Origin of the sequence: Pseudomonas sp. FH1 (genome assembly GCF_000510895.2) — a bacterium.
GTDB classification, from domain to species: Bacteria; Pseudomonadota; Gammaproteobacteria; order Pseudomonadales; family Pseudomonadaceae; genus Aquipseudomonas; species Aquipseudomonas azotoformans_A.
Genome location: NZ_AOHM01000129.1, coordinates 56,008 through 75,037, shown reverse-complemented (window position 1 = coordinate 75,037; position 19,030 = coordinate 56,008). Strand labels below are relative to the sequence as shown.

Here is a 19,030-nt window from a genome sequence, read left to right as displayed (position 1 = left end):
CTGCTTACCAGACCCCGCCAGCGGGACGTCTTCTTTTCCTCCGAACAAGCCCCGACATGTTCAGACCTCTCTTCGTATTTATTGGCACGCGTTATACCCGTGCAAAGCGTCGCAATCATTTTGTGTCGTTCATTTCCCTGACCTCGATGATCGGGCTCGCCTTGGGCGTGGTCGTGATGATCGTGGTGCTGTCGGTGATGAATGGCTTTGATCATGAGATGCGCACCCGCGTGTTGGGCATGGTGCCCCACGCGACCATCGAGGGCGATGCGCCCATCAGTGATTGGCAAAGCCTGGCCGACAAGGTCAAGCAGAACCCCAAGGTGCTGGCCGTCGCGCCATTCACCCAGATGCAGGGGTTGCTGACCCATGACGGCAAGGTGCAGAAGATCCTGCTCAATGCCATCGACCCGGTCCAGGAACGCAACGTCTCGATCATCGACAAGTTCATGCTGGAGGGCAAACTCGATGACCTGGCGCCCGGCAGCTTTGGCATCGTCATCGGCGACAAGGCCGCGGCCAAGCTCGGCGTGGGCCTCGGCGACAAGCTGACCTTCGTCGCGCCGGAAGTCACCGTGACCCCGGCGGGCATGTTCCCGCGCATGAAGCGCTTTACCGTGGTCGGCACTTTCCACGTTGGCGCTGGCGAGATCGACGGCTACCTAGGCCTGACCAACCTCACCGACCTGGCGCGCCTGCATCGCTGGCAGCCAGACCAAGTGCAGGGCCTGCGCCTCAAGTTCGCCGACCTGTTCGATGCGCCGCGCGGCGCCTGGGAAATCGCCCAGCACCTGGGTGAAAGCCAGTACTACGCCCGCGACTGGACCCGTACCCACGGCAACCTGTACCAGGCCATCCGCATGGAAAAAGCCATGATCGGCCTGCTGTTGCTGCTGATCGTCGCCGTGGCGGCCTTCAACATCATCTCCACGTTGGTGATGGTGGTGAACGACAAGAAGGGCGATATCGCCATTCTGCGTACTCTCGGCGCCACGCCGGGGCAGATCATGGCGATCTTCATGGTGCAGGGCACCGTGATCGGCGTGGTCGGTACCCTGATCGGTACGGCCGTCGGCATTTTGGCCGCGCTGAACGTGAGCGCCGCCATCGCCGGCCTCGAAACCCTGATCGGCCACAAGTTTCTCAACGCCGACGTCTACTTCATCGACTACTTGCCGTCCCAGGTTCAGGCCCAGGACGTGTTGATGGTGGGCGGTGCTGCGTTGGTCCTGAGTTTCCTTGCCACCCTGTATCCAGCCTGGCGCGCGGCACGTACCCAGCCAGCACAGGCCTTACGTTATGAGTGAATCGGGCATGAGTGAAAAAGCAATCCTGAGCTGCCGCGACCTGGGCAAATCCTACGAGGAAGGCCCGGAGTCGGTGGTGGTGCTGTCCAACCTGCAACTTGAGCTGCACCCAGGCGAGCGCGTGGCGATCGTCGGCAGTTCCGGTTCCGGTAAAAGTACCTTGCTGAACCTGTTGGGCGGCCTTGATACGCCGTCCCAGGGCAGCGTGTGGCTGGCCGGTGAAGAACTGTCGGCCCTCGGTGAAAAGGCTCGCGGCCAGTTGCGCAACCGTTCGCTGGGCTTTGTGTATCAGTTCCACCACCTGTTGCCGGAGTTCACCGCCCTGGAAAACGTGTGCATGCCGCTGCTGATCGGCAAGACCGCGATCCCGCAAGCCCGCCAGCGTGCCAAAGCGCTGCTGGAGCGCGTTGGCCTCGGCCATCGCCTGGAGCACAAACCGGCCGAGTTGTCCGGCGGCGAGCGCCAGCGTGTGGCCATCGCCCGCGCCCTGGTGAACAACCCAGGGTTGGTGATGCTCGATGAGCCGACCGGCAACCTCGATTCCCACACCGCCCAGGGCATCAAGGACTTGATGCTGGAATTGAGCACCCAGATGCGCACCGCGTTCCTGGTGGTGACCCATGACATGAGCATGGCCCGCCAGATGGACCGTGTATTGCACCTGCAGGAAGGTCATCTGGTCGCCATCTGACCCGTTTCAAGCCCGGCGCTTCAAGCGCCGGGCTTTTTCATTTTTTCAGGCGGTGCAAGCGAATGTTCAGACCGTTATCGATTTTCATCGGCACGCGCTATACCCGCGCCAAGCGCCGCAACCGTTTTGTCTCGTTTATCTCGATGACCTCGATGATCGGCCTCGCCCTGGGCGTGTTGGCGATGATCGTGGTGTTGTCGGTGATGAACGGCTTCCAGCGCGAAATGAGCTCGCGCATCCTCGGCATGGTGCCCCATGCCACCATCGTCGGCGTGAATCCGATTAACGATTGGCAGCCGGTGGCCGCCGCCGCGATGAAGAATCCGGAAGTGACTGCCGCCGTACCTTTCACGCAGATGGACGGCATGTTCTCCTACAAAGGCGCGATGCAGCCGATTGAGATCAGCGGCATCGACCCGGCGCAGGAAGGCAAGGTGTCGATCGTGGCCCAACACATCGTGCGCGGCAGTCTGGAAGACTTGAAACCCGGCGAGTTCGGCGTGGTAGTCGGCGAAATCACGGCTCGGCGCTTTCGTCTGAATGTGGGCGACAAAGTGACCCTGATCGTGCCGGAAATCAGCACCGCGCCGGGCGGCATCACCCCGCGCATGCAGCGTTTGAACGTGGTGGGCATCTTCAAGGTCGGTGCTGAACTGGACGGCTCCATGGCCATGATCCACATGGCCGACGCCGCAGAGATCCAGCATTGGCAGCCAAACCAGGTACAAAGCGTGCGCCTGGCGGTGAAAGACCTGTACGCGGCCCCCAAGGTCTCATCGGACATCGCCGCCAGCCTGGGCGCCGCCTACAAGCCTGACGACTGGACCCACACCCAGGGCAGCCTGTTCAGCGCGATGAAGATGGAAAAGACCATGATCGGCCTGCTGTTGCTGATGATTGTCGCCGTGGCCGCGTTCAACATCATCGCCACGCTGATCATGGTAGTGAACGACAAGGGCGCGGACATTGCGATTTTGCGCACCATCGGCGCGACACCACGGCAGATCATGGCGATCTTCATGGTGCAGGGCACGGTGATCGGTATCGTCGGCACCTTGATCGGCGGCGTATTGGGCGTGATTGCCGCGCTGAACGTGAGTGAGCTGGTGGGCTGGGTCGAGCGGGTTACCGGGCAGCATATCTTCAGTTCGGACGTGTACTTTGTCAGCAACCTGCCGTCGGAGCTGCAAGGCGGGGATGTGCTGCTGATCTGCACGGCCGGGTTTGTGTTGAGCTTTCTGGCCACGCTGTATCCGGCGTATCGGGCGGCGAAGATTGAGCCGGCGCATGCCCTGAGATATTCGTAAACTTCAAGACCGCTTTCGCGAGCAAGCCCGCTCCCACATTTTTGATTTGTGAATACATTCAAATGTGGGAGCGGGCTTGCTCGCGAAGAGGTCGGCCCATCTTGCATCAAACTTCAGTCGGCAACTCAATCACAAACCTTGTCAATCCCGCCCCAGATTCACAATAAATCCTCCCGCCATGTGCCCGCACAATCGACTGGGTAATCGCCAGCCCCAGCCCCGCATGCTCACTGCTGCCTTCGTGGCGCGCCGGGTCCACCCGGTAGAAGCGGTCAAACAACCTCGGCAGCAACTCCGCTGGAATGCCATCCCCGGTGTTCTCCACTGAAAGCCTCACCCCATCCTCGATTCGCACACGTACTTCGCCACCCGGCGGAGTAAACCGTAGTGCGTTATCCAGCAGATTCGACAGTGCCCGGCGCAACATCCCACGATCACCCGTCGTACGGGCCGTGCCCTCGCGCATTAGGCTGATCTGCCCGTCTTCCGCCAGCAGTGCAAAAAACTCCAGTAGCGCATCCACTTCATCCGCCAGCACCAAGGTTTCACGCTTGGGCATCAACAAGCCGTGATCCGCCTTGGCCAGGTACAGCATGTCGTTGACCAACTGCGCCATCCATTGCAGTTCTTCCAGGTTGCTGTGCAGCGCCTCGCGGTAGTCCTCCAGCGGCCGTGGCTGGGTGAGGATGACCTGGGTCTGGGTCAGCAGGTTCGACAGCGGCGTGCGCAGTTCGTGGGCGATGTCGGCGGAAAACGCCGAAAGGCGCTGGAACGCGTCGTCGAGTCGGCCAAGCATGGCGTTGAAGGCTTGGGCCAGGTCGGCCAGTTCCGTGGGCATTTCCTGTTGGGGCAAACGTTGGGTCAAGGAGTGTGCCGACACACTGGCGGCCACTTCGCCCATGCGTCGAAGTGGCCGCAACCCGCTGCGCGCAGCCCAGGCGCCGAGCAGGGCGGTCGCCAAGGCCGATAGGCCGACGGTGAGCCAGATCAGGTGCTGCATGCGCTGCAAGAAGTGCTGATGGTGAGTGATATCGAGCATCAGGCTCAGTTGCGGCGAGTCGGGTTGGCCGGCTCTCAACGGCGCGTTGTAGACCCGGTAGTCGGTGTCGGCGTTTTGCAGGCTGTGCAGGCCGGCTGCCTCGGGCAAGGTCACGCTTGGCGCATCGTCCAGCCAGCGTTGGCCGGCGGCAGTGATGCGTAGCGTCAGGTCGGGCTGGCGACTGAGTTCGGTGCGCAATTGCGCTTCACGCCGGGCAAAGGCCTCTGGCGAGTCGACACCCTGCAAGGTACTGCGCAGCGCCACCAGTTTGCTGTCGAGTTGCTGCTGGTCCAACTCAATGAAGTGCGCCTCGCTGGCGCGATTGAACAGCACCCCGGCGATCAGCGACACCACGGCGGTACAGGCGGCAAACAGGAGCGCCAGGCGGCTGGCCAGGGACAGGCGCTTGATCAATTGACCCGCTCCTCCAACACATAGCCCATGCCGCGTACTGTGTGGATCAGCTTATTGGGGAAGTTGTCGTCGACTTTCAGACGCAGGCGGCGGATCGCCACTTCGATGATGTTGGTGTCGCTGTCGAAGTTCATGTCCCACACCTGGGAAGCGATCAGCGATTTGGGCAGCACTTCGCCCTGGCGGCGCAGCAGCAGTTCCAGCAGGGAGAATTCCTTGGCGGTCAGGTCAATGCGTTGGCCGTCTCGCTCCACGCGGCGGCGGATCAGGTCCAGGCGCAGGTCGGCCAGTTGCAGCGCTGTTTCCTGCGGTGTGCTGCTGCCACGACGCAACAGGCTGCGCACGCGGGCGAGCAGTTCGGAAAAGGCGAAGGGCTTGACCAAGTAATCGTCGGCGCCCAGCTCCAGGCCATGCACACGGTCTTCGACGGCGTCGCGGGCAGTGAGGAACAGCACCGGAATGTCCATGCCGGCACTGCGCACGGCCTGGAGGATCTGCCACCCGTCGCGGCCCGGCAGCATCACGTCGAGGATCAACAGGTCGTAGTCCCCGGTCAGCGCAAGGTGCTGGCCGGTGGTGCCATCGGCCACCAGTTCGGTGGTAAAGCCCGCCTCGGCCAGGCCCTGGCGCAGGTAGTGGCCGGTTTTGGGTTGGTCTTCGACGATCAGCAGTTTCATGGGCAGCTCTTGGCAACGGTGGACGACGGCTTTATACCTTGAGTGCCAGGGCGGGGGAGCAACCTGACAAAGTTGTAATCTAGCAGTCAGCTGGCTGGCAGCGGCGCAATCTTAGAGTGCTGCCCAAGCTGTTCATCTATTTTTGGAGAAGACCGATGGCGTTGCGTACACCCCTGTTGTTGGCGGGTTGCCTGTTGGCATTGAGTGTTGATGCGATGGCCGATGCGGCCCACACCTATGCCTTCGGCGAGGCTGCGCCGGCGAGCAAAGCCACGCGTACCGTGGAAATAACCCTGCAGGACATTTCCTTTTCGCCCAAGTCCCTAGACGTGAAAGCCGGTGAGACCGTGCGCTTTGTACTGGTCAACAAAGGCCAGTTGCTCCACGAATTCAACCTGGGCGACGCTGCGATGCATGCCGAACACCAGAAGGAAATGTTGCAGATGCAGGCCAGTGGCATGTTGACGGCAACGGGCATGGGCAAGATGGATCATGCAGCCATGGGCCACGGTGCGATGAAACACGATGATCCCAATAGCGTACTGGTCGAGCCGGGCAAAACCGCCGAGCTGACCTGGACGTTCACTAAGGCCACTGGCCTGGAGTTTGCCTGCAACCTTCCGGGGCATTACCAGGCGGGCATGGTCGGCAAGCTCAACGTCGATTGATCCGCTGGCGCTTAGGCGCGGGGGCAAAGGCTGGTAGACTGGCACGGTTTATTTAGCCAGGTTTCCGCCATGCATCCCGCAGCCGAACATTCGCCGCTGGGCAAGTCCAGTGAATACATCTCCACCTACACACCTTCGTTGCTGTTCCCGATCCCGCGTGCCGCCAAATGGGCCGAGCTGGGCCTGAGCGCCGAGACCTTGCCGTACAAGGGCGTGGATTTCTGGAACTGCTTCGAACTGTCGTGGCTGCTGCCGTCGGGCAAGCCGGTGGTGGCCATCGGTGAGTTCAGCATCCCGGCTGACTCGCCGAACATCATCGAGTCCAAGTCGTTCAAGCTGTACCTCAACTCGCTGAACCAGACCGCGTTTGCCGATGCTGCCAGCCTGGAAACCACCTTGCGCACCGACCTCAGCGCTGCCGCGGGTGCGCCTGTGAGCGTGCGTATCCGCAGCCTGGCCGAGATCGAGGCCGAAGGCGTGATGGCGTTGCCGGGTGTGTGCATCGATGATTTGGATATCAGCGTCAGCAACTACGAGCACCCGCGCCCGGAATTGCTGCGTTGTGATGACTCGCGTGTTGTCGAGGAGAGCGTGCACAGCCACCTGCTCAAATCCAACTGCCCGGTGACCAGCCAGCCGGACTGGGGCAGTGTGGTGGTGCAATACCGTGGTCACGCGTTGGATCACGGCAGCCTGCTGGAGTACATCGTGAGCTTTCGCCAGCACTCGGACTTCCATGAGCAGTGCGTAGAGCGCATCTTCCTGGACTTGCAGCGCTTGCTGAAGCCGGAAAAGTTGACGGTGTACGCGCGGTATGTGCGGCGGGGTGGGTTGGATATCAACCCGTATCGCAGTACTGAGGATGTGGCGTTCCAGAATGTGCGCCTGGCCCGTCAGTAACATTGAAAAGCCCCGCGATTGCGGGGCTTTTTGCTATCAGATCCCGATATTGCCCAAGGTGATCATGATATTGCGCAGGGTCCCGGAAATCACCGGGTGCTCGGCATCGAACTCGATGGCCGCTTGATTCACATCGTCGGAGATACTCGGTGTTTGAGTGGCCGGCTCCAGTTCGAGTTGTAATTCAAACTTGGCAATCAAGGCTTCCAGCGCTTCACGTTTTTCTTCCGACAGCGGCGGTTCCTGTTCCAACTGCCCGCGCAGGATTTCGACCTGTTCTTCCAGTTTTTTGCGATCAGGCATGACGTGTTTCCTTTTATCGATAGGCACTGGCATAGACCGCGGCACGCCGAGAAAGGTCTACGGGCTGACTTGTAGATTAATCCACTGACGTCGACTGTGCATGATCCGTGTCAGGGCTTCTCGCCTTTGAGCTGGCGCAGGCTTATGTCGGCCAGGCAGGTGCCGAGTTCGCCCAAGTGGTCGATCACCGAGTGCACGCCCAGCCCATACAGGGCGACGGTGGCCTTGCCGCGCTTATGCTCGCGTTCCTGTTCGCTCAGCGCCTGCCATTGCTCCGGCGCCATGCCGCACAGCGAGCCGCAGGAGGCCAGGCCGATGGTCCACAACCCGGCGTTGAGCCCGGATTGCAGCAAGCGCGGTTCGCCGCTGACCAAGACGCAGCCTTCCAGGCGTTCGATGTTCAGCTGCATCAAGGCTTGCCAGCAGGCATGGGGCGCAGGCCAGCGAATGGAGGAGGGTGGTGTCGCCTTGACCCACGCAGGCAGCGTGGCGGCCAGCGGGGTGGTGACGGCGGGAGGCAGTTCATCCAGCCAGGCGCACGGGACGCCTTGTTCCTTGAGACTGCGCAGGATGTTCAGGGCGCCGGGCGTAGCCTGGGATTCAAGGGAGGGCGAGTCGGTGCGAGCACGGGAACCGAAGTCCACCAGGCAGCCACTCAAACCAAACAGGACGGCAGTCAAGGTGGGCGCGCTGGCGATGGCTATCTCGGCGTGAGGCATGTCGACATCCCTGAAATAGCACCAACGCTATCGAGCCAGGATGACAAGTCGATGACAGGATTGTGAATTGTAGGAAATTTGTCCATTTTTGTTGTGACATTTCCTAGTTACTGCCTAATTGCCAACTTCCGTCATATACTGACGGCCTTATTCAGGGCATAGCGCCCATGACAGACCATTCAAGGAGCAAAAGCTATGCGCTGGAGCCACTACTTCGCTCAGCTGTCGGTGTGTGCCACTGTCTTGTTGGCGCCTTTCGCCGCACAGGCCGCGTCGGAAGATGATCCGTGGGAAAGCGTCAACCGCCCGATCTTCACCTTTAACGACACCGTAGATACCTATGCCCTCAAGCCATTGGCCCAGGGCTATCAGTTCGTGACGCCGCAGTTCGTACAGGATGGCATTCACAACTTCTTCCGCAACATCGGCGACGTAGGCAACCTGGCCAACAACGTGCTGCAGCTCAAGCCGCATAATGCCGGTGTCGACACGGCACGTTTGCTGGTCAACACCACTTTCGGCGTGCTGGGCTTTATCGATGTCGGCACCAAAATGGGGCTGCAACGCAGCGATGAAGATTTCGGCCAGACCCTCGGCTACTGGGGCGTCGGCAGCGGTCCTTACGTAATGCTGCCTCTGCTCGGCCCAAGCACCTTGCGTGATGCGCCGTCCAAGTACGTGGACAGCTACACCCAACCGTACCGTTACATGAACGATATCGGCTGGCGCAACAGTACTTTCGGCCTGAATATCGTCGACACCCGTGCCAGCCTGCTCGATAGCGAGAAGCTGATCACCGGTGACAAGTACACCTTCATCCGTAACGCCTACCTGCAGAACCGTGAGTTCAAGGTCAAGGACGGCAAGGTCGTCGACGACTTTTAAGTCGTGACGTTTTGAAATGAAAAAGGCGACCTCAGCGGTCGCCTTTTTTGTGCGCGGTTTTCAGCGCATTTTCAGGATCTTGAGGCCCAGGTGCTGGTCTTGGCCCGTGGCCTTGGCCCATACCACCTCGGTATCGGCCTCTAGCCCCTTCAGCGCGGCGTGCTCCGAATCGATGCGCACGGTCAGCAGGTCGCCTACGTTGAACTGGCGAGGCGCCTGCACCTGCATGCCGGAACTGGAAAGGTCCACGCAAACCCCGGCAATCTCTTGCCCTGCATGGATCAGGGACACGTCTGCATCCACACGCATGCGGATGAAATCGCGTTTTTCGGCGTAGTCGCGCTCGTGTTCGCTCATGGGCTTCATCCTTACTTTGTGTTGTGGTCGTGCCTGTTCTTATAACTCCCGGTGATTTGCGGTGTAAAGACGCCCGGCGACCATCGGCATGAGCTTGAAACCCCTGACGGATGGGAGTACCGTCTGCGCCTTAGAAGGGCACCTCTGCTTTACCGTTGTGCATGGGGACAATCCCAATGCTTTGTAGGACAGAGAGGCTAGAAAGCGAATCCAGTACGTGAGCCCGGCCATTGTCGCGCCACCTACGCCAACCTAATTCTGGCGCCGTTTGCCCACATGCAAAAAACCAGTGCCACGCTGCTGATAATCGATGACGACGAAGTAGTGCGCGCGAGCCTCGCGGCCTATTTGGAAGACAGTGGCTTCAGCGTCCTGCAGGCCAGTAATGGCCAACAGGGTCTCCAGGTATTCGAGCGCGACCAGCCCGACCTTGTGATCTGCGACCTGCGCATGCCCCAGATGGGCGGCCTGGAGCTGATTCGCCAGGTGACTGAGCTCGCCCCGCAGACGCCGGTGATTGTGGTGTCGGGTGCCGGGGTGATGAACGATGCTGTCGAAGCCTTGCGCCTGGGCGCCGCCGACTACCTGATCAAGCCCCTGGAAGACCTGGCGGTACTGGAGCACTCGGTGCGCCGTGCCCTGGATCGTGCACGCCTGCTGGTGGAGAACCAGCGCTACCGCGAAAAGCTCGAAACCGCCAACCGCGAACTCGAAGCCAGCCTCAACCTGCTCCAGGAGGACCAGAATGCCGGTCGCCAGGTGCAGATGAACATGCTGCCGGTCAGCCCCTGGACCATCGACGACTTCCAGTTTGCCCACCAGATCATCCCGTCGTTGTACCTGTCGGGTGATTTTGTCGATTACTTCCGTGTGGATGAGCGACGTGTGGCGTTCTACCTGGCCGACGTTTCCGGCCACGGTGCTTCCTCGGCTTTTGTCACCGTGTTGTTGAAATTCATGACCACGCGGTTGCTGTTCGAATCCAAGCGCAATGGCACCTTGCCGGAGTTCACCCCCTCCGAGGTGCTGGGCCACATCAATCGGGGCCTGATCAGCTGCAAGCTGGGCAAGCACGTGACGATGGTTGGCGGCGTGATTGATGAAGAAACCGGTCTTTTGACCTACAGCATCGGTGGTCACCTGCCGATGCCGGTTTTATACACTCCAGACAGTGTGCGTTATCTGGAAGGCCGTGGTCTGCCGGTTGGCTTGTTCAATGAAGCCACCTACGAAGACCACATCCTGGAGCTGCCGCCGACGTTCAGCCTCACGTTGATGTCAGACGGCATCCTGGACCTTCTTCCAGAGCCTACACTCAAAGAGAAAGAAGCCGCCTTGCCCCAAAAGGTCAAGTCGGCGGGCGGCAGCCTGGATGGCCTGCGGCAGGTTTTTGGATTGGCCACGCTAGGGGAGATGCCGGATGATATCGCCCTATTGGTGTTGAGCAGGAATCTTTGATGAGTACCGGAAGAATCCAATTCGCCGAGCAAGACGGGACCTTTGTCCTGAAATTTGTCGGTGAAGTGCGCCTGACCTTGTGTTCGGCGCTGGATGCGACGATTGAGCGGATCTTCACAGCGTTGAATTTCTCGGCGATCGTGATCGATCTGACCGAAACCCGCAGCATCGATAGCACCACTCTTGGGTTGTTGGCCAAGTTGTCCATTCTGTCTCGGCAGAAGGTTGGCCTGTTGCCGACTGTGGTCACCACCCACGAAGACATTACCCGTCTGTTGCAGTCCATGGGGTTCGATCAGGTGTTCAACATCGTTGACCGCCCGATTCCGTGCCCGGAGTGCCTGACTGACCTGCCGTCCCAGGACCAGTCCGAGGAAGTGGTGCGGGTCAAGGTGTTGGAAGCGCACAAGATCCTGATGGGGTTGAACGAGTCCAATCGCGAAGCGTTCCACGACCTGGTGAATGCGCTGGAGCGGCATTGATCTAGACGAATTCGAAGCATGAAAAAAGGGCGGTCCCCGTGAGGGTGACCGCCCTTTTTGCCGTGGCTGCTTTACAGCTTGGCGGACAACAGCGCTTCGAGTTTTTCCTGGTCCCGAGCAAACTGACGGATACCCTCGGCCAGCTTCTCTGTTGCCATCGCGTCCTCGTTGGACTCCCAGCGGAACTGCGCTTCAGTCAAATGCACACGGGCTTCACCGGCATGGCCTGGCGACAGCTTGCGCTCCAGCGTGCCTTCGTCAGCCGCCAGCTTCTCCAGCAGGTCCGGGCTGATGGTCAGGCGATCGCACCCGGCCAGCTCTTCGATCTGACTGAGGTTGCGGAAGCTCGCGCCCATCACCACGGTCTTGTAGCCATTGGCCTTGTAGTAGTTGTAGATGCGCGTCACCGACTGCACGCCCGGATCATCCGAACCGGTGTAGTCGTTGCCATTGGCCTTTTTGTACCAATCGTAGATACGGCCCACGAACGGCGAGATCAGGAACACACCGGCCTCTGCGCAGGCCACGGCCTGGGCGAAGGAGAACAGCAAGGTCAGGTTGGTCTGGATGCCTTCTTTTTCCAGCTGCTCGGCGGCGCGGATGCCTTCCCAGGTGGAAGCGATCTTGATCAGCACGCGGTCGCGGCCAACGCCGGCTTTGTCATACAGGTCGATCAGACGGTGTGCGCGCTTGAGAATAGCGGCTTCGTCAAACGACAGGCGGGCATCCACCTCAGTGGAAATACGCCCAGGTACCACTTTGAGGATCTCTTGACCGACTGCCACCGCAAAGCGGTCGCTGGCCAGGCCCACGTCACCGTTGCAGTCTTGCACGGCCTCATCCAGCAGCTTGGCATACGCAGGGATCGACGCAGCCTTGAGCAGCAGGGAAGGGTTGGTGGTGGCGTCTTGCGGCTTGAGCTTGGCGAGGGTGGAAAAATCGCCAGTATCGGCAACGACAGTGGTGAATTGCTTGAGTTGTTCCAGCTTGGAAGTCATGGGCGTGCTCTGTCCTATGGGTCTGATGACATTACCCGAGCGCCGGCAGGGGCTCAAGGGCGCAAATGCGTTCGATCGTTTGCGAGGGCAACAACCTGAAAACAGCCGTTTGAATGGCAGGTCTGGCTGTTAAATAGGAGGACAAAACGGCCAGCAGGTTCAACCTGATCAACGCCCTTCCAATAACGCGCCCGCCTGATCCAGCAAGGCCAATGGATCGCTCGCCTTATGAATATCCACCGACAGCAACTGCCTGAACTTCCTCGCCCCCGGAAAACCCGTGCCCAACCCCAGCACATGCCGGGTAATGTGGTGCATCGTCCCGCCCCCGGCCAAATGTTCGGCAATGTAAGGCCGCAACTGCGCCAGCGCCTCGGCTCGACTGATCACCGGCTGCGTGCTGCCAAACAATTGCTGATCCACCTCCGCCAGCAAATACGGATTGTGATAAGCCTCGCGCCCCAGCATGACCCCGTCGAACGTTTGTAAATGCTCATGACACTGCTCCAGCGTCTTGATTCCGCCGTTGAGAATAATCTCCAGCTCAGGGAAATCCTGCTTCAGCTGGGCCGCGACGTCGTAGCGCAGCGGCGGGATGTCCCGATTCTCCTTGGGCGATAACCCCTCCAGAATCGCAATCCGCGCATGCACCGTAAAACTGGTGCAGCCAGCGTCCTTCACCGTCCCGACGAAATCACACAACTCGGCATAACTGTCCCGCCCATTGATCCCGATGCGATGCTTCACCGTCACAGGGATCGACACCGCATCGCGCATTGCCTTCACACAATCTGCCACCAGCGCCGGGTGAGCCATCAGGATCGCGCCGATCATATTGTTCTGCACTCTGTCGCTGGGGCAGCCGACGTTCAGGTTCACCTCGTCGTAGCCGGCCCCCTGCGCCATGCGCGCGCAGGCGGCCAGATCGGCGGGAACGCTGCCGCCCAATTGCAGGGCTAGAGGGTGTTCAGCTTCGTTGTGGCGCAGGAAGCGTTCGTGGTCGCCGTGGAGGATGGCGCCGGTGGTGACCATTTCGGTGTAGAGCAGGGCGTGTTTGGAGAGCAGGCGTAGGAAGAACCGGCAGTGGCGGTCCGTCCAATCCATCATGGGCGCGACGGAGAAACGGCGGGAAAAAGAGTGTGGTGCGGCACTGATCGGGGACATTGGACAATCTGAGGTGGGTAGGGCGAAGGACGCGAGTTTATCAGGAATAAAGGTGCAGGATTCGCGCTGGTTTTCTGAACCAAACCTGTAGCACAAGCAGGTTTCATCATTTCCCGCGTTTTTGAAGGCTAGGATAGGTCTGACAGAGGCCGTCCACGCCTCCAGTCCAATGGGAGCGGGATTATGGCCTCGAAACTGATCAAAATCGTGTTGATCACCAGCACTTTACTGCTGGGAGCTTGCTCGTCCGATTTATCAAGCGTGAGCCACGACCCATGCTTTTCAGGGGGATGCCAGGCGTTTGGTGACCATAGCCCCAGCAAAGCCGCCAAGATGAGTTTTGGAGGCAGTGGGCTTGGGAGCAGTTATGGTGAGTACGGCTCCGGGTTGCTGCACGACGATTGATGGGGTAGTGGGCTGTTGTGCAGCCCAGCGGAGTCAGCGGGTGGTGAGCGTGCCTTTATGATAAATCTCACGCCGCGCCCGACGGCTTATGTTTTCGTGCTTGCTTGACGCGTACATTTCATCAAAGCGACTGCGATCAATCCCTTCATATTTACCCAATTCCTCCATGACCATACGATCGTAATCCTGCTCGATCACGAACCGGAAAATCTCCCGCCGATAATAGAAACCGAACTGGAATGCGAGTACCTCGCTGAGGTGTTCTGTCGGAGTGAGGAAACAGTTTTCCAGGTCGATCGCCTTGGCGAGGGTGGGATGCTCCAGATTGATCATCACATTTTCGGCCCAGAAGTCCATGTGCACCACGTTTTTGCTGTGCAGGGTACGCAGCAATTTGAACGATGCAGTGATCAGGCTGTGGATGTCGCGCTCTTGTTCAAGCCAAGTCAGTCCACTGAGGTAGCCGTCGAGCATCTCGGTGAAGATGAAAAACTCCTGGATCAGGCCTAGCGCTGATTTTCTGTAGCCGAAGCCATACAGGCCGGCGACGGGGGCGCCGCGTTTCTGTGCGCTGAAGGTGTTGATGACCTCTTCCACCGGCCAGTCGAATGTGCCGTCGCGCTTTGAGCGGCCGAATGTGACGCGCAATTTGGGCCTGAGGCTGTCGAGCGGTTGGGATTTGGCGAACAGGTCATTCTCCATTCCTTTCAGTGGAGCGCTGATGCGATTTTTCAACTGGTAGCGGGTGTCGATCAGGTCCTGAATCGCCTGTTGGGCGCTGTCGTCAGTGCCCTGTGTGGTATGGACCGTGGCGTTGCGATGGCTGAGTGTCGATGGAAAACTCTGGAGCACGATGCTGTCGGGAAAGCTCAAAACACATCCTTGTCATTGGTGTATGACGGATATGTTACAGCCTGAAGGTATTGGATCCAACCTGAACATAACCTGAACAGAGCTTAAAAATTTCGTTCTATCTGTTTGTATTTCTTGACTATTTCTTTTGAGTATGGATTCGGTGTGCGTTAAAGGCTGTATGAATATCATGTTTCAGCAAAAAAATGCTGTAAAAAAAATGGGTCGTGGTGCAATAATGGCGTTAGGCTATTATCTTACTTTATTAAAGTTCTTCTAATGAAAACAACACGTTCAGCGAAATTGTTCATTGTTTTTATTGTTTTTCTGCTGGTCTGTGTTGTTTGTTTTTTGATTGAAGCGCTCTTAGAGTGATGTTCGCGCTCAATGCGACTGTTTGTACTGTCGAATCAAAAACCTGCCAAGCACAAAGGCGCTCCCTAGAATAAACCCTAACAAAGCGCCCAGGGAGGCGAACTTTCTGGTGGCTTTTGTCGTCTTGGTCGAGACAGTTTTTATTTCGTCGAGAGTGCTGAATGCTTTGAGCGTATTGTTTGCAGCCAATGCCGGTAGATTAAGGACTATGGCTTCGGAGTTTGCAGTCGCCATTGCTGATTCCAGCTGTGTTGTAGCCATGGCTGCCGTACCAGCAGCAATTGAAGCGATATAAAGGACGGGCTCATTTCCAATTGATTTGGGTGGGGCGTCTGTCAACGTAACGGATTTGGCAGTCATGATGCCCATTGCGGAATAAAAAATATCATTTTGGATTGTGCTGTACAACTTGGTTTCCAGCGGCAATGGACTTGCTGTGACTGGAGCGTCTTTTTCATTGACTTCTTTATATAAGCTGTAAAGGGATGGTTTAGTGATGTAAGTGCTGGCAATCCATTGTTCGGGTGACGATGCATAAAGTGCTAATGAAACGGCGGCGCCTATTAAGGTGGCTGCAATAACGGCTATCTTGCCTTTCCATAATGCCTGGATAAGTGGTATCGGATCTATTTCGTCATCATTAGGGCGGGCTTTTGAATTCGGGGTAAGCGGATTAAATGGTTGATCTTACCTTTGCATGAGAGTGAGACAGACCGGCATCTCATCGGATTATCTGGTTGATGCTTCACCTACTGCTGGTGCATGTTTCCTTCGCTAATTCCAGCAAGAACCCCACACGCCTCAACTTCCCGGTCATCGTTGCAACTCGCTCTCAGTGAAACGAGTTGTTTCTCAAGCGCTTGCAGAGCGGTTATCTGCGACCGCACATGAGAGATGTGATCATCGAGCAAGGCGTTGACGGCGGTACAAGGCTGATGAGGGTCGTCCTCATAGCTCTGTAGTTCGTGAATCTCAGCCAGTGACAGGCCCAGGATTCTGCAGCGACGGATGAAGGCCAGCCCCTCACCATGCTTCTCGGTATAGACACGGTAACCGTTGTCCTGCCGATCAGGCGGCGGCAACAAGCCCTGCTGTTCATAGAAGCGGATCGTCTGTGTTTCGACCCCTACCAACTGCGCCAACTGACCAATGCGCATCAGCCTCCTCCCCAACGGATTCTTTACTCTATTGACCTTATAGTAGCTTTATAGTTTTAAATGGTACCACAACATTGTTCAAGTGGAGTCGTATCATGAGCAAATCCTGTGGTGGCGCCTGTGGCGGTGATGCAACGTCCGCAGCGGATACCGATATACAGGCCTCCTCCGAGGCGCCAGGGAGATGGGTCAGTGTTTATGCCGTGCCGAAGATGGACTGTCCATCAGAAGAACGAATGATTCGCCTAGCCCTGAACGGCTTTGAGGAAATTCGGGCGCTGTCCTTCGACTTGTCGAACCGCCGGCTGAAGGTCGTGCATGACGGCGAGGTCGAGCCCGTCACCTCGAAACTGAAGACCTTGGGGCTAGGCGCCTCGCTTCAGGAAACCGTCGCTGCAAATCCGGAGACCATCAAGGCCGCCGAGTTTTCGGCAGCTTCTGCTAAGCAAGAATCCGGGACCCTGCGCTGGTTGCTCGGCATCAATGCACTTCTGTTCGTGGTGGAAATGACTGCCGGTCTGATCGCCCGGTCCACCGGCCTGATTGGAGAATCCCTGGACAATTTTGCCGATGCGGCGGTGTACGGGCTTGCCCTTTATGCGGTTGGACATAGCGTGAAAATGCAGGTACGTGCCGCGCATCTTGCTGGTGTACTGCAACTGATCTTGGCTGTGGGCGTGCTCGTAGAGGTGGTGAGACGCTTTGTATTCGGTAGTGAGCCTGAATCGCTGGTGATGATGGCTATCGCATTCGTCGCATTGATTGCCAATACCAGTTGTCTGCTGCTCATATCCAAACATCGGGAAGGCGGGGCGCACATGAAGGCAAGCTGGATATTCTCGGCCAACGACGTGGTGATCAACCTGGGGGTCATCACCGCCGGCGCCCTGGTCGCGTGGACCGGTTCCAATTATCCGGATCTGATTATCGGCACCATCGCGGGGGGCATTGTACTTAACGGTGCCAGACGCATTTTGGCGTTGAAGGGTTAAATAATGCTCATTATTGGCAAAAAGCTCTCGCCGTATGCCCTATTGTCCATATCGGGCCTGCTGGCAGCGTCTGATCAGGCTGTAAAGTGGCTGGTGCAGCAATCAATGGCCTATGGCGAGTATGTTTCGGTGACCCCGTTCTTTAACTGGGTGCACCTATGGAACACCGGTGCCGCATTCAGTCTTTTTGCGAATGGTGGAGGCTGGCAGCGCTACTTTTTTATCGGAATCGCGGTAGTGGTCTCGATTTTTCTGATCAAGCTGATCCTTGAAAATCGTCATAAAGGAGAAGCCATCGCTTACAGTCTTATCCTCGGTGGCGCCATGGGCAACCTGATTGACCGGGTCTTTCGCGGCTATGTTGTGGATTCCTTTGATTTCTATTGGCGAGACTGGCATTGGCCGGCCTTCAACCTGGCTGATATTGCAATTGTCCTCGGTGCCTTACTTTTCGTTTCCAGCAGCTTGTTGGGTAAAAAAGCAAACACCAATGCCGAGTCGGATGGATCTGACTGACACCTACGCCTATACAACACCATGACCGAACTTCCCGACAACATCCTTCACCTGCCGCAATACCAAGTACTGGGCTGCAAATCAACCGACGACGAAATGCACTTCCAGGTGGACGTGCCCGATCCCATCGCCTGGGAGGAATGCGGCGTGCAGGGTGAGTTCGTACGGTTCGGCAAGCGTGACGTTCCCTATCGTGATCTGCCCATCCACGGCAAGCGGGTCACTCTCTGGGTGGTCCGCCGCCGATACACCTGCCGGGCCTGCAAGACAACATTCAGGCCCCAGCTACCGGAGATGGTGGACGGATTCCGTATGACACTGCGGCTGCATGAGTACGTGGAGAAGGAATCCTTCAACCACCCCTACACCTTTGTGGCGGCACAGACCGGCCTGGACGAGAAGACGGTGCGCGACATCTTCAACGCCCGCGCCGAGTTCCTGGGGCGCTGGCACCGCTTCGAGACGCCCCGCATCCTGGGCATTGACGAGCTATACCTGAACAAGCGCTACCGCTGCATTCTGACCAACATTGAGGAGCGAACCCTGCTCGACCTGCTGGCCACCCGCCGCCAGGACGTGGTGACCAACTACCTGATGAAGCTGAAAGACCGGCAGAAGGTCGAGATCGTCAGCATGGACATGTGGAACCCCTACCGGGCAGCGGTCAAGGCTGTGCTGCCCCAGGCCCGTATCGTGGTCGATAAGTTCCATGTGGTGCGCATGGCCAACGATGCCCTAGAGAGAGTGCGCAAGGGCCTCAGAAAGGAGCTGAAACCGTCCCAGAGCCGGACTCTCAAGGGAGACCGGAAAATCCTGCTGAAACGCGCTCACGAAGTCTCAGACCGGGAGCGCCTCATCATGGAGACCTGGACAGGCGCGTTCCCGCAACTGCTGGCCGCCTACGAGCACAAGGAGCGCTTCTACGGCATCTGGGACGCCACCACACGGCTCCAGGCAGAAGCCGCCCTGGACGAGTGGATAGCCACCATCCCGAAGGGCCAAAAGGAAGTCTGGAGCGATCTGGTCAGGGCAGTGGGAAACTGGCGCGAAGAGACCATGACCTACTTCGAGACGGACATGCCCGTCACCAACGCTTACACGGAGTCCATCAACCGACTGGCCAAGGACAAGAACCGTGAAGGGCGCGGTTACTCCTTCGAGGTGATGCGGGCACGAATGCTCTACACCACGAAGCACAAGAAGAAGGCACCGACTGCGAAGGTCTCTCCTTTCTACAAGAAAACCATCGGTTACGGACTGCCGGACTTCGCAGAGGAACTCAACTACGGAGTCGATCTATCAACCATCTGAGGGTGGTATCAGATTGATGGGGTGAAGGTGCCCCATCAACCATTAAATCCGTA

General features: G+C 58.2%; 22 protein-coding genes and 1 pseudogene. 12 read left to right on the top strand and 11 right to left on the bottom strand.

The genetic code is table 11. The annotated features are described in order from the left end of the window. Positions 1-56 precede the first annotated feature (56 nt). The 3 genes from H096_RS28070 (at position 57) to H096_RS28060 (ending at position 3,305) form a co-directional block, all read left to right on the top strand. Entirely contained in the window at positions 57-1,307 is a 1,251-nt protein-coding gene (locus H096_RS28070; RefSeq protein ID WP_033902568.1) for a lipoprotein-releasing ABC transporter permease subunit, read from the top strand. Between the two features lie 7 nt (positions 1,308-1,314). After that, positions 1,315-1,998 (top strand): lipoprotein-releasing ABC transporter ATP-binding protein LolD, encoded by a 684-nt coding sequence (gene lolD / locus H096_RS28065; RefSeq protein WP_167351254.1) that lies wholly within the window; start codon positions 1,315-1,317, stop codon positions 1,996-1,998. A gap of 62 nt (positions 1,999-2,060) precedes the next feature. Further along, positions 2,061-3,305 carry a lipoprotein-releasing ABC transporter permease subunit gene (locus H096_RS28060; protein ID WP_033902566.1) on the top strand — a complete coding sequence of 415 codons (1,245 nt, stop codon included), beginning with the start codon at positions 2,061-2,063 and terminating at the stop codon, positions 3,303-3,305. Positions 3,306-3,411: 106 nt separating this feature from the next. Here the strand turns inward: H096_RS28060 and H096_RS28055 are convergent, their stop codons facing one another. Together H096_RS28055 and H096_RS28050 are read right to left on the bottom strand one after the other, a co-directional pair. Further along, positions 3,412-4,758, bottom strand: a complete 1,347-nt coding sequence (locus tag H096_RS28055; RefSeq protein ID WP_033902565.1) for a heavy metal sensor histidine kinase — start codon at positions 4,756-4,758, stop codon at positions 3,412-3,414. Beyond that, positions 4,755-5,435: a heavy metal response regulator transcription factor gene (locus tag H096_RS28050; protein ID WP_033902564.1), complete on the bottom strand. Its 681-nt coding sequence runs from the start codon at positions 5,433-5,435 to the stop codon at positions 4,755-4,757. The genes H096_RS28055 and H096_RS28050 overlap by 4 nt, the downstream gene beginning before the upstream one ends. A 155-nt stretch (positions 5,436-5,590) precedes the next feature. Between H096_RS28050 and H096_RS28045 the strand changes: the two genes are divergently transcribed. After that, positions 5,591-6,103 carry a cupredoxin family protein gene (locus H096_RS28045; protein WP_033902563.1) on the top strand — a complete coding sequence of 171 codons (513 nt, stop codon included), beginning with the start codon at positions 5,591-5,593 and terminating at the stop codon, positions 6,101-6,103. A gap of 69 nt (positions 6,104-6,172) precedes the next feature. Next, positions 6,173-7,003 carry an NADPH-dependent 7-cyano-7-deazaguanine reductase QueF gene (gene queF, locus H096_RS28040; RefSeq protein WP_033902562.1) on the top strand — a complete coding sequence of 277 codons (831 nt, stop codon included), beginning with the start codon at positions 6,173-6,175 and terminating at the stop codon, positions 7,001-7,003. 36 nt (positions 7,004-7,039) lie between these two features. Here the strand turns inward: queF and H096_RS28035 are convergent, their stop codons facing one another. Further along, entirely contained in the window at positions 7,040-7,306 is a 267-nt protein-coding gene (locus tag H096_RS28035) for a DUF4404 family protein (RefSeq protein WP_005786202.1), read from the bottom strand. 110 nt (positions 7,307-7,416) lie between these two features. Continuing rightward, the gene (locus tag H096_RS28030; RefSeq protein ID WP_033902561.1) at positions 7,417-8,025 is read right to left on the bottom strand and encodes a hypothetical protein; all 609 of its coding nucleotides are present in this window, start codon (positions 8,023-8,025) and stop codon (positions 7,417-7,419) included. A 195-nt stretch (positions 8,026-8,220) separates the two neighbouring features. Here H096_RS28030 and H096_RS28025 point away from each other — a divergent pair, with 195 nt between their 5' ends. Next, entirely contained in the window at positions 8,221-8,910 is a 690-nt protein-coding gene (locus H096_RS28025) for a VacJ family lipoprotein (RefSeq protein WP_010212030.1), read from the top strand. 60 nt (positions 8,911-8,970) lie between these two features. Here H096_RS28025 and H096_RS28020 read toward each other — a convergent pair whose 3' ends face one another. After that, complete coding sequence (locus H096_RS28020) at positions 8,971-9,267, bottom strand: PilZ domain-containing protein (RefSeq protein WP_033902560.1); 297 nt, start codon at positions 9,265-9,267, stop codon at positions 8,971-8,973. Positions 9,268-9,543: 276 nt separating this feature from the next. On the opposite strand from H096_RS28020, the gene rssB reads away from it, so the two are divergent. After that, the gene (gene rssB / locus H096_RS28015) at positions 9,544-10,725 is read left to right on the top strand and encodes a two-component system response regulator RssB (protein ID WP_016975286.1); all 1,182 of its coding nucleotides are present in this window, start codon (positions 9,544-9,546) and stop codon (positions 10,723-10,725) included. Then, complete coding sequence (gene rssC, locus H096_RS28010; RefSeq protein WP_003172602.1) at positions 10,725-11,207, top strand: anti-sigma factor antagonist RssC; 483 nt, start codon at positions 10,725-10,727, stop codon at positions 11,205-11,207. The genes rssB and rssC overlap by 1 nt, the downstream gene beginning before the upstream one ends. A 71-nt stretch (positions 11,208-11,278) precedes the next feature. Here rssC and tal read toward each other — a convergent pair whose 3' ends face one another. Together tal and dusA are read right to left on the bottom strand one after the other, a co-directional pair. Then, complete coding sequence (tal, locus tag H096_RS28005; RefSeq protein WP_033902559.1) at positions 11,279-12,205, bottom strand: transaldolase; 927 nt, start codon at positions 12,203-12,205, stop codon at positions 11,279-11,281. A 168-nt stretch (positions 12,206-12,373) separates the two neighbouring features. Next, on the bottom strand, positions 12,374-13,369 hold the full coding sequence (gene dusA / locus H096_RS28000; protein ID WP_033902558.1) for a tRNA dihydrouridine(20/20a) synthase DusA: 996 nt from the start codon (positions 13,367-13,369) through the stop codon (positions 12,374-12,376). 183 nt (positions 13,370-13,552) lie between these two features. Here dusA and H096_RS33695 point away from each other — a divergent pair, with 183 nt between their 5' ends. Next, positions 13,553-13,774: a hypothetical protein gene (locus tag H096_RS33695; protein WP_082461930.1), complete on the top strand. Its 222-nt coding sequence runs from the start codon at positions 13,553-13,555 to the stop codon at positions 13,772-13,774. Between the two features lie 33 nt (positions 13,775-13,807). On the opposite strand, the gene H096_RS27995 is transcribed toward H096_RS33695, so the two are convergent. From H096_RS27995 to cadR, 4 genes and pseudogenes are all read right to left on the bottom strand, one after another. Then, positions 13,808-14,647 (bottom strand): lipopolysaccharide kinase InaA family protein, encoded by an 840-nt coding sequence (locus H096_RS27995; RefSeq protein WP_033902557.1) that lies wholly within the window; start codon positions 14,645-14,647, stop codon positions 13,808-13,810. 363 nt (positions 14,648-15,010) lie between these two features. Next, on the bottom strand, positions 15,011-15,409 hold the full coding sequence (locus H096_RS34650; RefSeq protein WP_241495548.1) for a hypothetical protein: 399 nt from the start codon (positions 15,407-15,409) through the stop codon (positions 15,011-15,013). Between the two features lie 57 nt (positions 15,410-15,466). Beyond that, a pseudogene (locus H096_RS34785) lies at positions 15,467-15,631 on the bottom strand (Wzz/FepE/Etk N-terminal domain-containing protein); the annotation flags it as partial. Positions 15,632-15,750: 119 nt separating this feature from the next. Continuing rightward, the gene (gene cadR, locus H096_RS27985; RefSeq protein ID WP_009403731.1) at positions 15,751-16,158 is read right to left on the bottom strand and encodes a Cd(II)/Pb(II)-responsive transcriptional regulator; all 408 of its coding nucleotides are present in this window, start codon (positions 16,156-16,158) and stop codon (positions 15,751-15,753) included. Between the two features lie 95 nt (positions 16,159-16,253). Here cadR and H096_RS27980 point away from each other — a divergent pair, with 95 nt between their 5' ends. The 3 genes from H096_RS27980 to H096_RS27970 are packed head-to-tail and all read left to right on the top strand — an operon-like array spanning position 16,254 to position 18,977. Next, on the top strand, positions 16,254-17,150 hold the full coding sequence (locus tag H096_RS27980; RefSeq protein WP_004364974.1) for a cation transporter: 897 nt from the start codon (positions 16,254-16,256) through the stop codon (positions 17,148-17,150). 3 nt (positions 17,151-17,153) lie between these two features. After that, complete coding sequence (gene lspA / locus H096_RS27975) at positions 17,154-17,666, top strand: signal peptidase II (RefSeq protein ID WP_003821921.1); 513 nt, start codon at positions 17,154-17,156, stop codon at positions 17,664-17,666. A gap of 21 nt (positions 17,667-17,687) precedes the next feature. Beyond that, complete coding sequence (locus H096_RS27970) at positions 17,688-18,977, top strand: ISL3-like element ISPpu12 family transposase (protein WP_033902556.1); 1,290 nt, start codon at positions 17,688-17,690, stop codon at positions 18,975-18,977. Positions 18,978-19,030: the final 53 nt, after the last annotated feature.

Coding starts and splice junctions, on each gene's coding strand:
- H096_RS28070 (WP_033902568.1), top strand. CDS start 57: ATGTTCAGACCTCTCTTCGTATTTATTGGCACGCGTTATACCCGTGCA.
- lolD (WP_167351254.1), top strand. CDS start 1,315: ATGAGTGAAAAAGCAATCCTGAGCTGCCGCGACCTGGGCAAATCCTAC.
- H096_RS28060 (WP_033902566.1), top strand. CDS start 2,061: ATGTTCAGACCGTTATCGATTTTCATCGGCACGCGCTATACCCGCGCC.
- H096_RS28050 (WP_033902564.1), bottom strand. CDS start 5,435: ATGAAACTGCTGATCGTCGAAGACCAACCCAAAACCGGCCACTACCTG.
- H096_RS28045 (WP_033902563.1), top strand. CDS start 5,591: ATGGCGTTGCGTACACCCCTGTTGTTGGCGGGTTGCCTGTTGGCATTG.
- queF (WP_033902562.1), top strand. CDS start 6,173: ATGCATCCCGCAGCCGAACATTCGCCGCTGGGCAAGTCCAGTGAATAC.
- H096_RS28035 (WP_005786202.1), bottom strand. CDS start 7,306: ATGCCTGATCGCAAAAAACTGGAAGAACAGGTCGAAATCCTGCGCGGG.
- H096_RS28030 (WP_033902561.1), bottom strand. CDS start 8,025: ATGCCTCACGCCGAGATAGCCATCGCCAGCGCGCCCACCTTGACTGCC.
- H096_RS28025 (WP_010212030.1), top strand. CDS start 8,221: ATGCGCTGGAGCCACTACTTCGCTCAGCTGTCGGTGTGTGCCACTGTC.
- H096_RS28020 (WP_033902560.1), bottom strand. CDS start 9,267: ATGAGCGAACACGAGCGCGACTACGCCGAAAAACGCGATTTCATCCGC.
- rssB (WP_016975286.1), top strand. CDS start 9,544: ATGCAAAAAACCAGTGCCACGCTGCTGATAATCGATGACGACGAAGTA.
- rssC (WP_003172602.1), top strand. CDS start 10,725: ATGAGTACCGGAAGAATCCAATTCGCCGAGCAAGACGGGACCTTTGTC.
- tal (WP_033902559.1), bottom strand. CDS start 12,205: ATGACTTCCAAGCTGGAACAACTCAAGCAATTCACCACTGTCGTTGCC.
- dusA (WP_033902558.1), bottom strand. CDS start 13,369: ATGTCCCCGATCAGTGCCGCACCACACTCTTTTTCCCGCCGTTTCTCC.
- H096_RS33695 (WP_082461930.1), top strand. CDS start 13,553: ATGGCCTCGAAACTGATCAAAATCGTGTTGATCACCAGCACTTTACTG.
- cadR (WP_009403731.1), bottom strand. CDS start 16,158: ATGCGCATTGGTCAGTTGGCGCAGTTGGTAGGGGTCGAAACACAGACG.
- H096_RS27980 (WP_004364974.1), top strand. CDS start 16,254: ATGAGCAAATCCTGTGGTGGCGCCTGTGGCGGTGATGCAACGTCCGCA.
- lspA (WP_003821921.1), top strand. CDS start 17,154: ATGCTCATTATTGGCAAAAAGCTCTCGCCGTATGCCCTATTGTCCATA.
- H096_RS27970 (WP_033902556.1), top strand. CDS start 17,688: ATGACCGAACTTCCCGACAACATCCTTCACCTGCCGCAATACCAAGTA.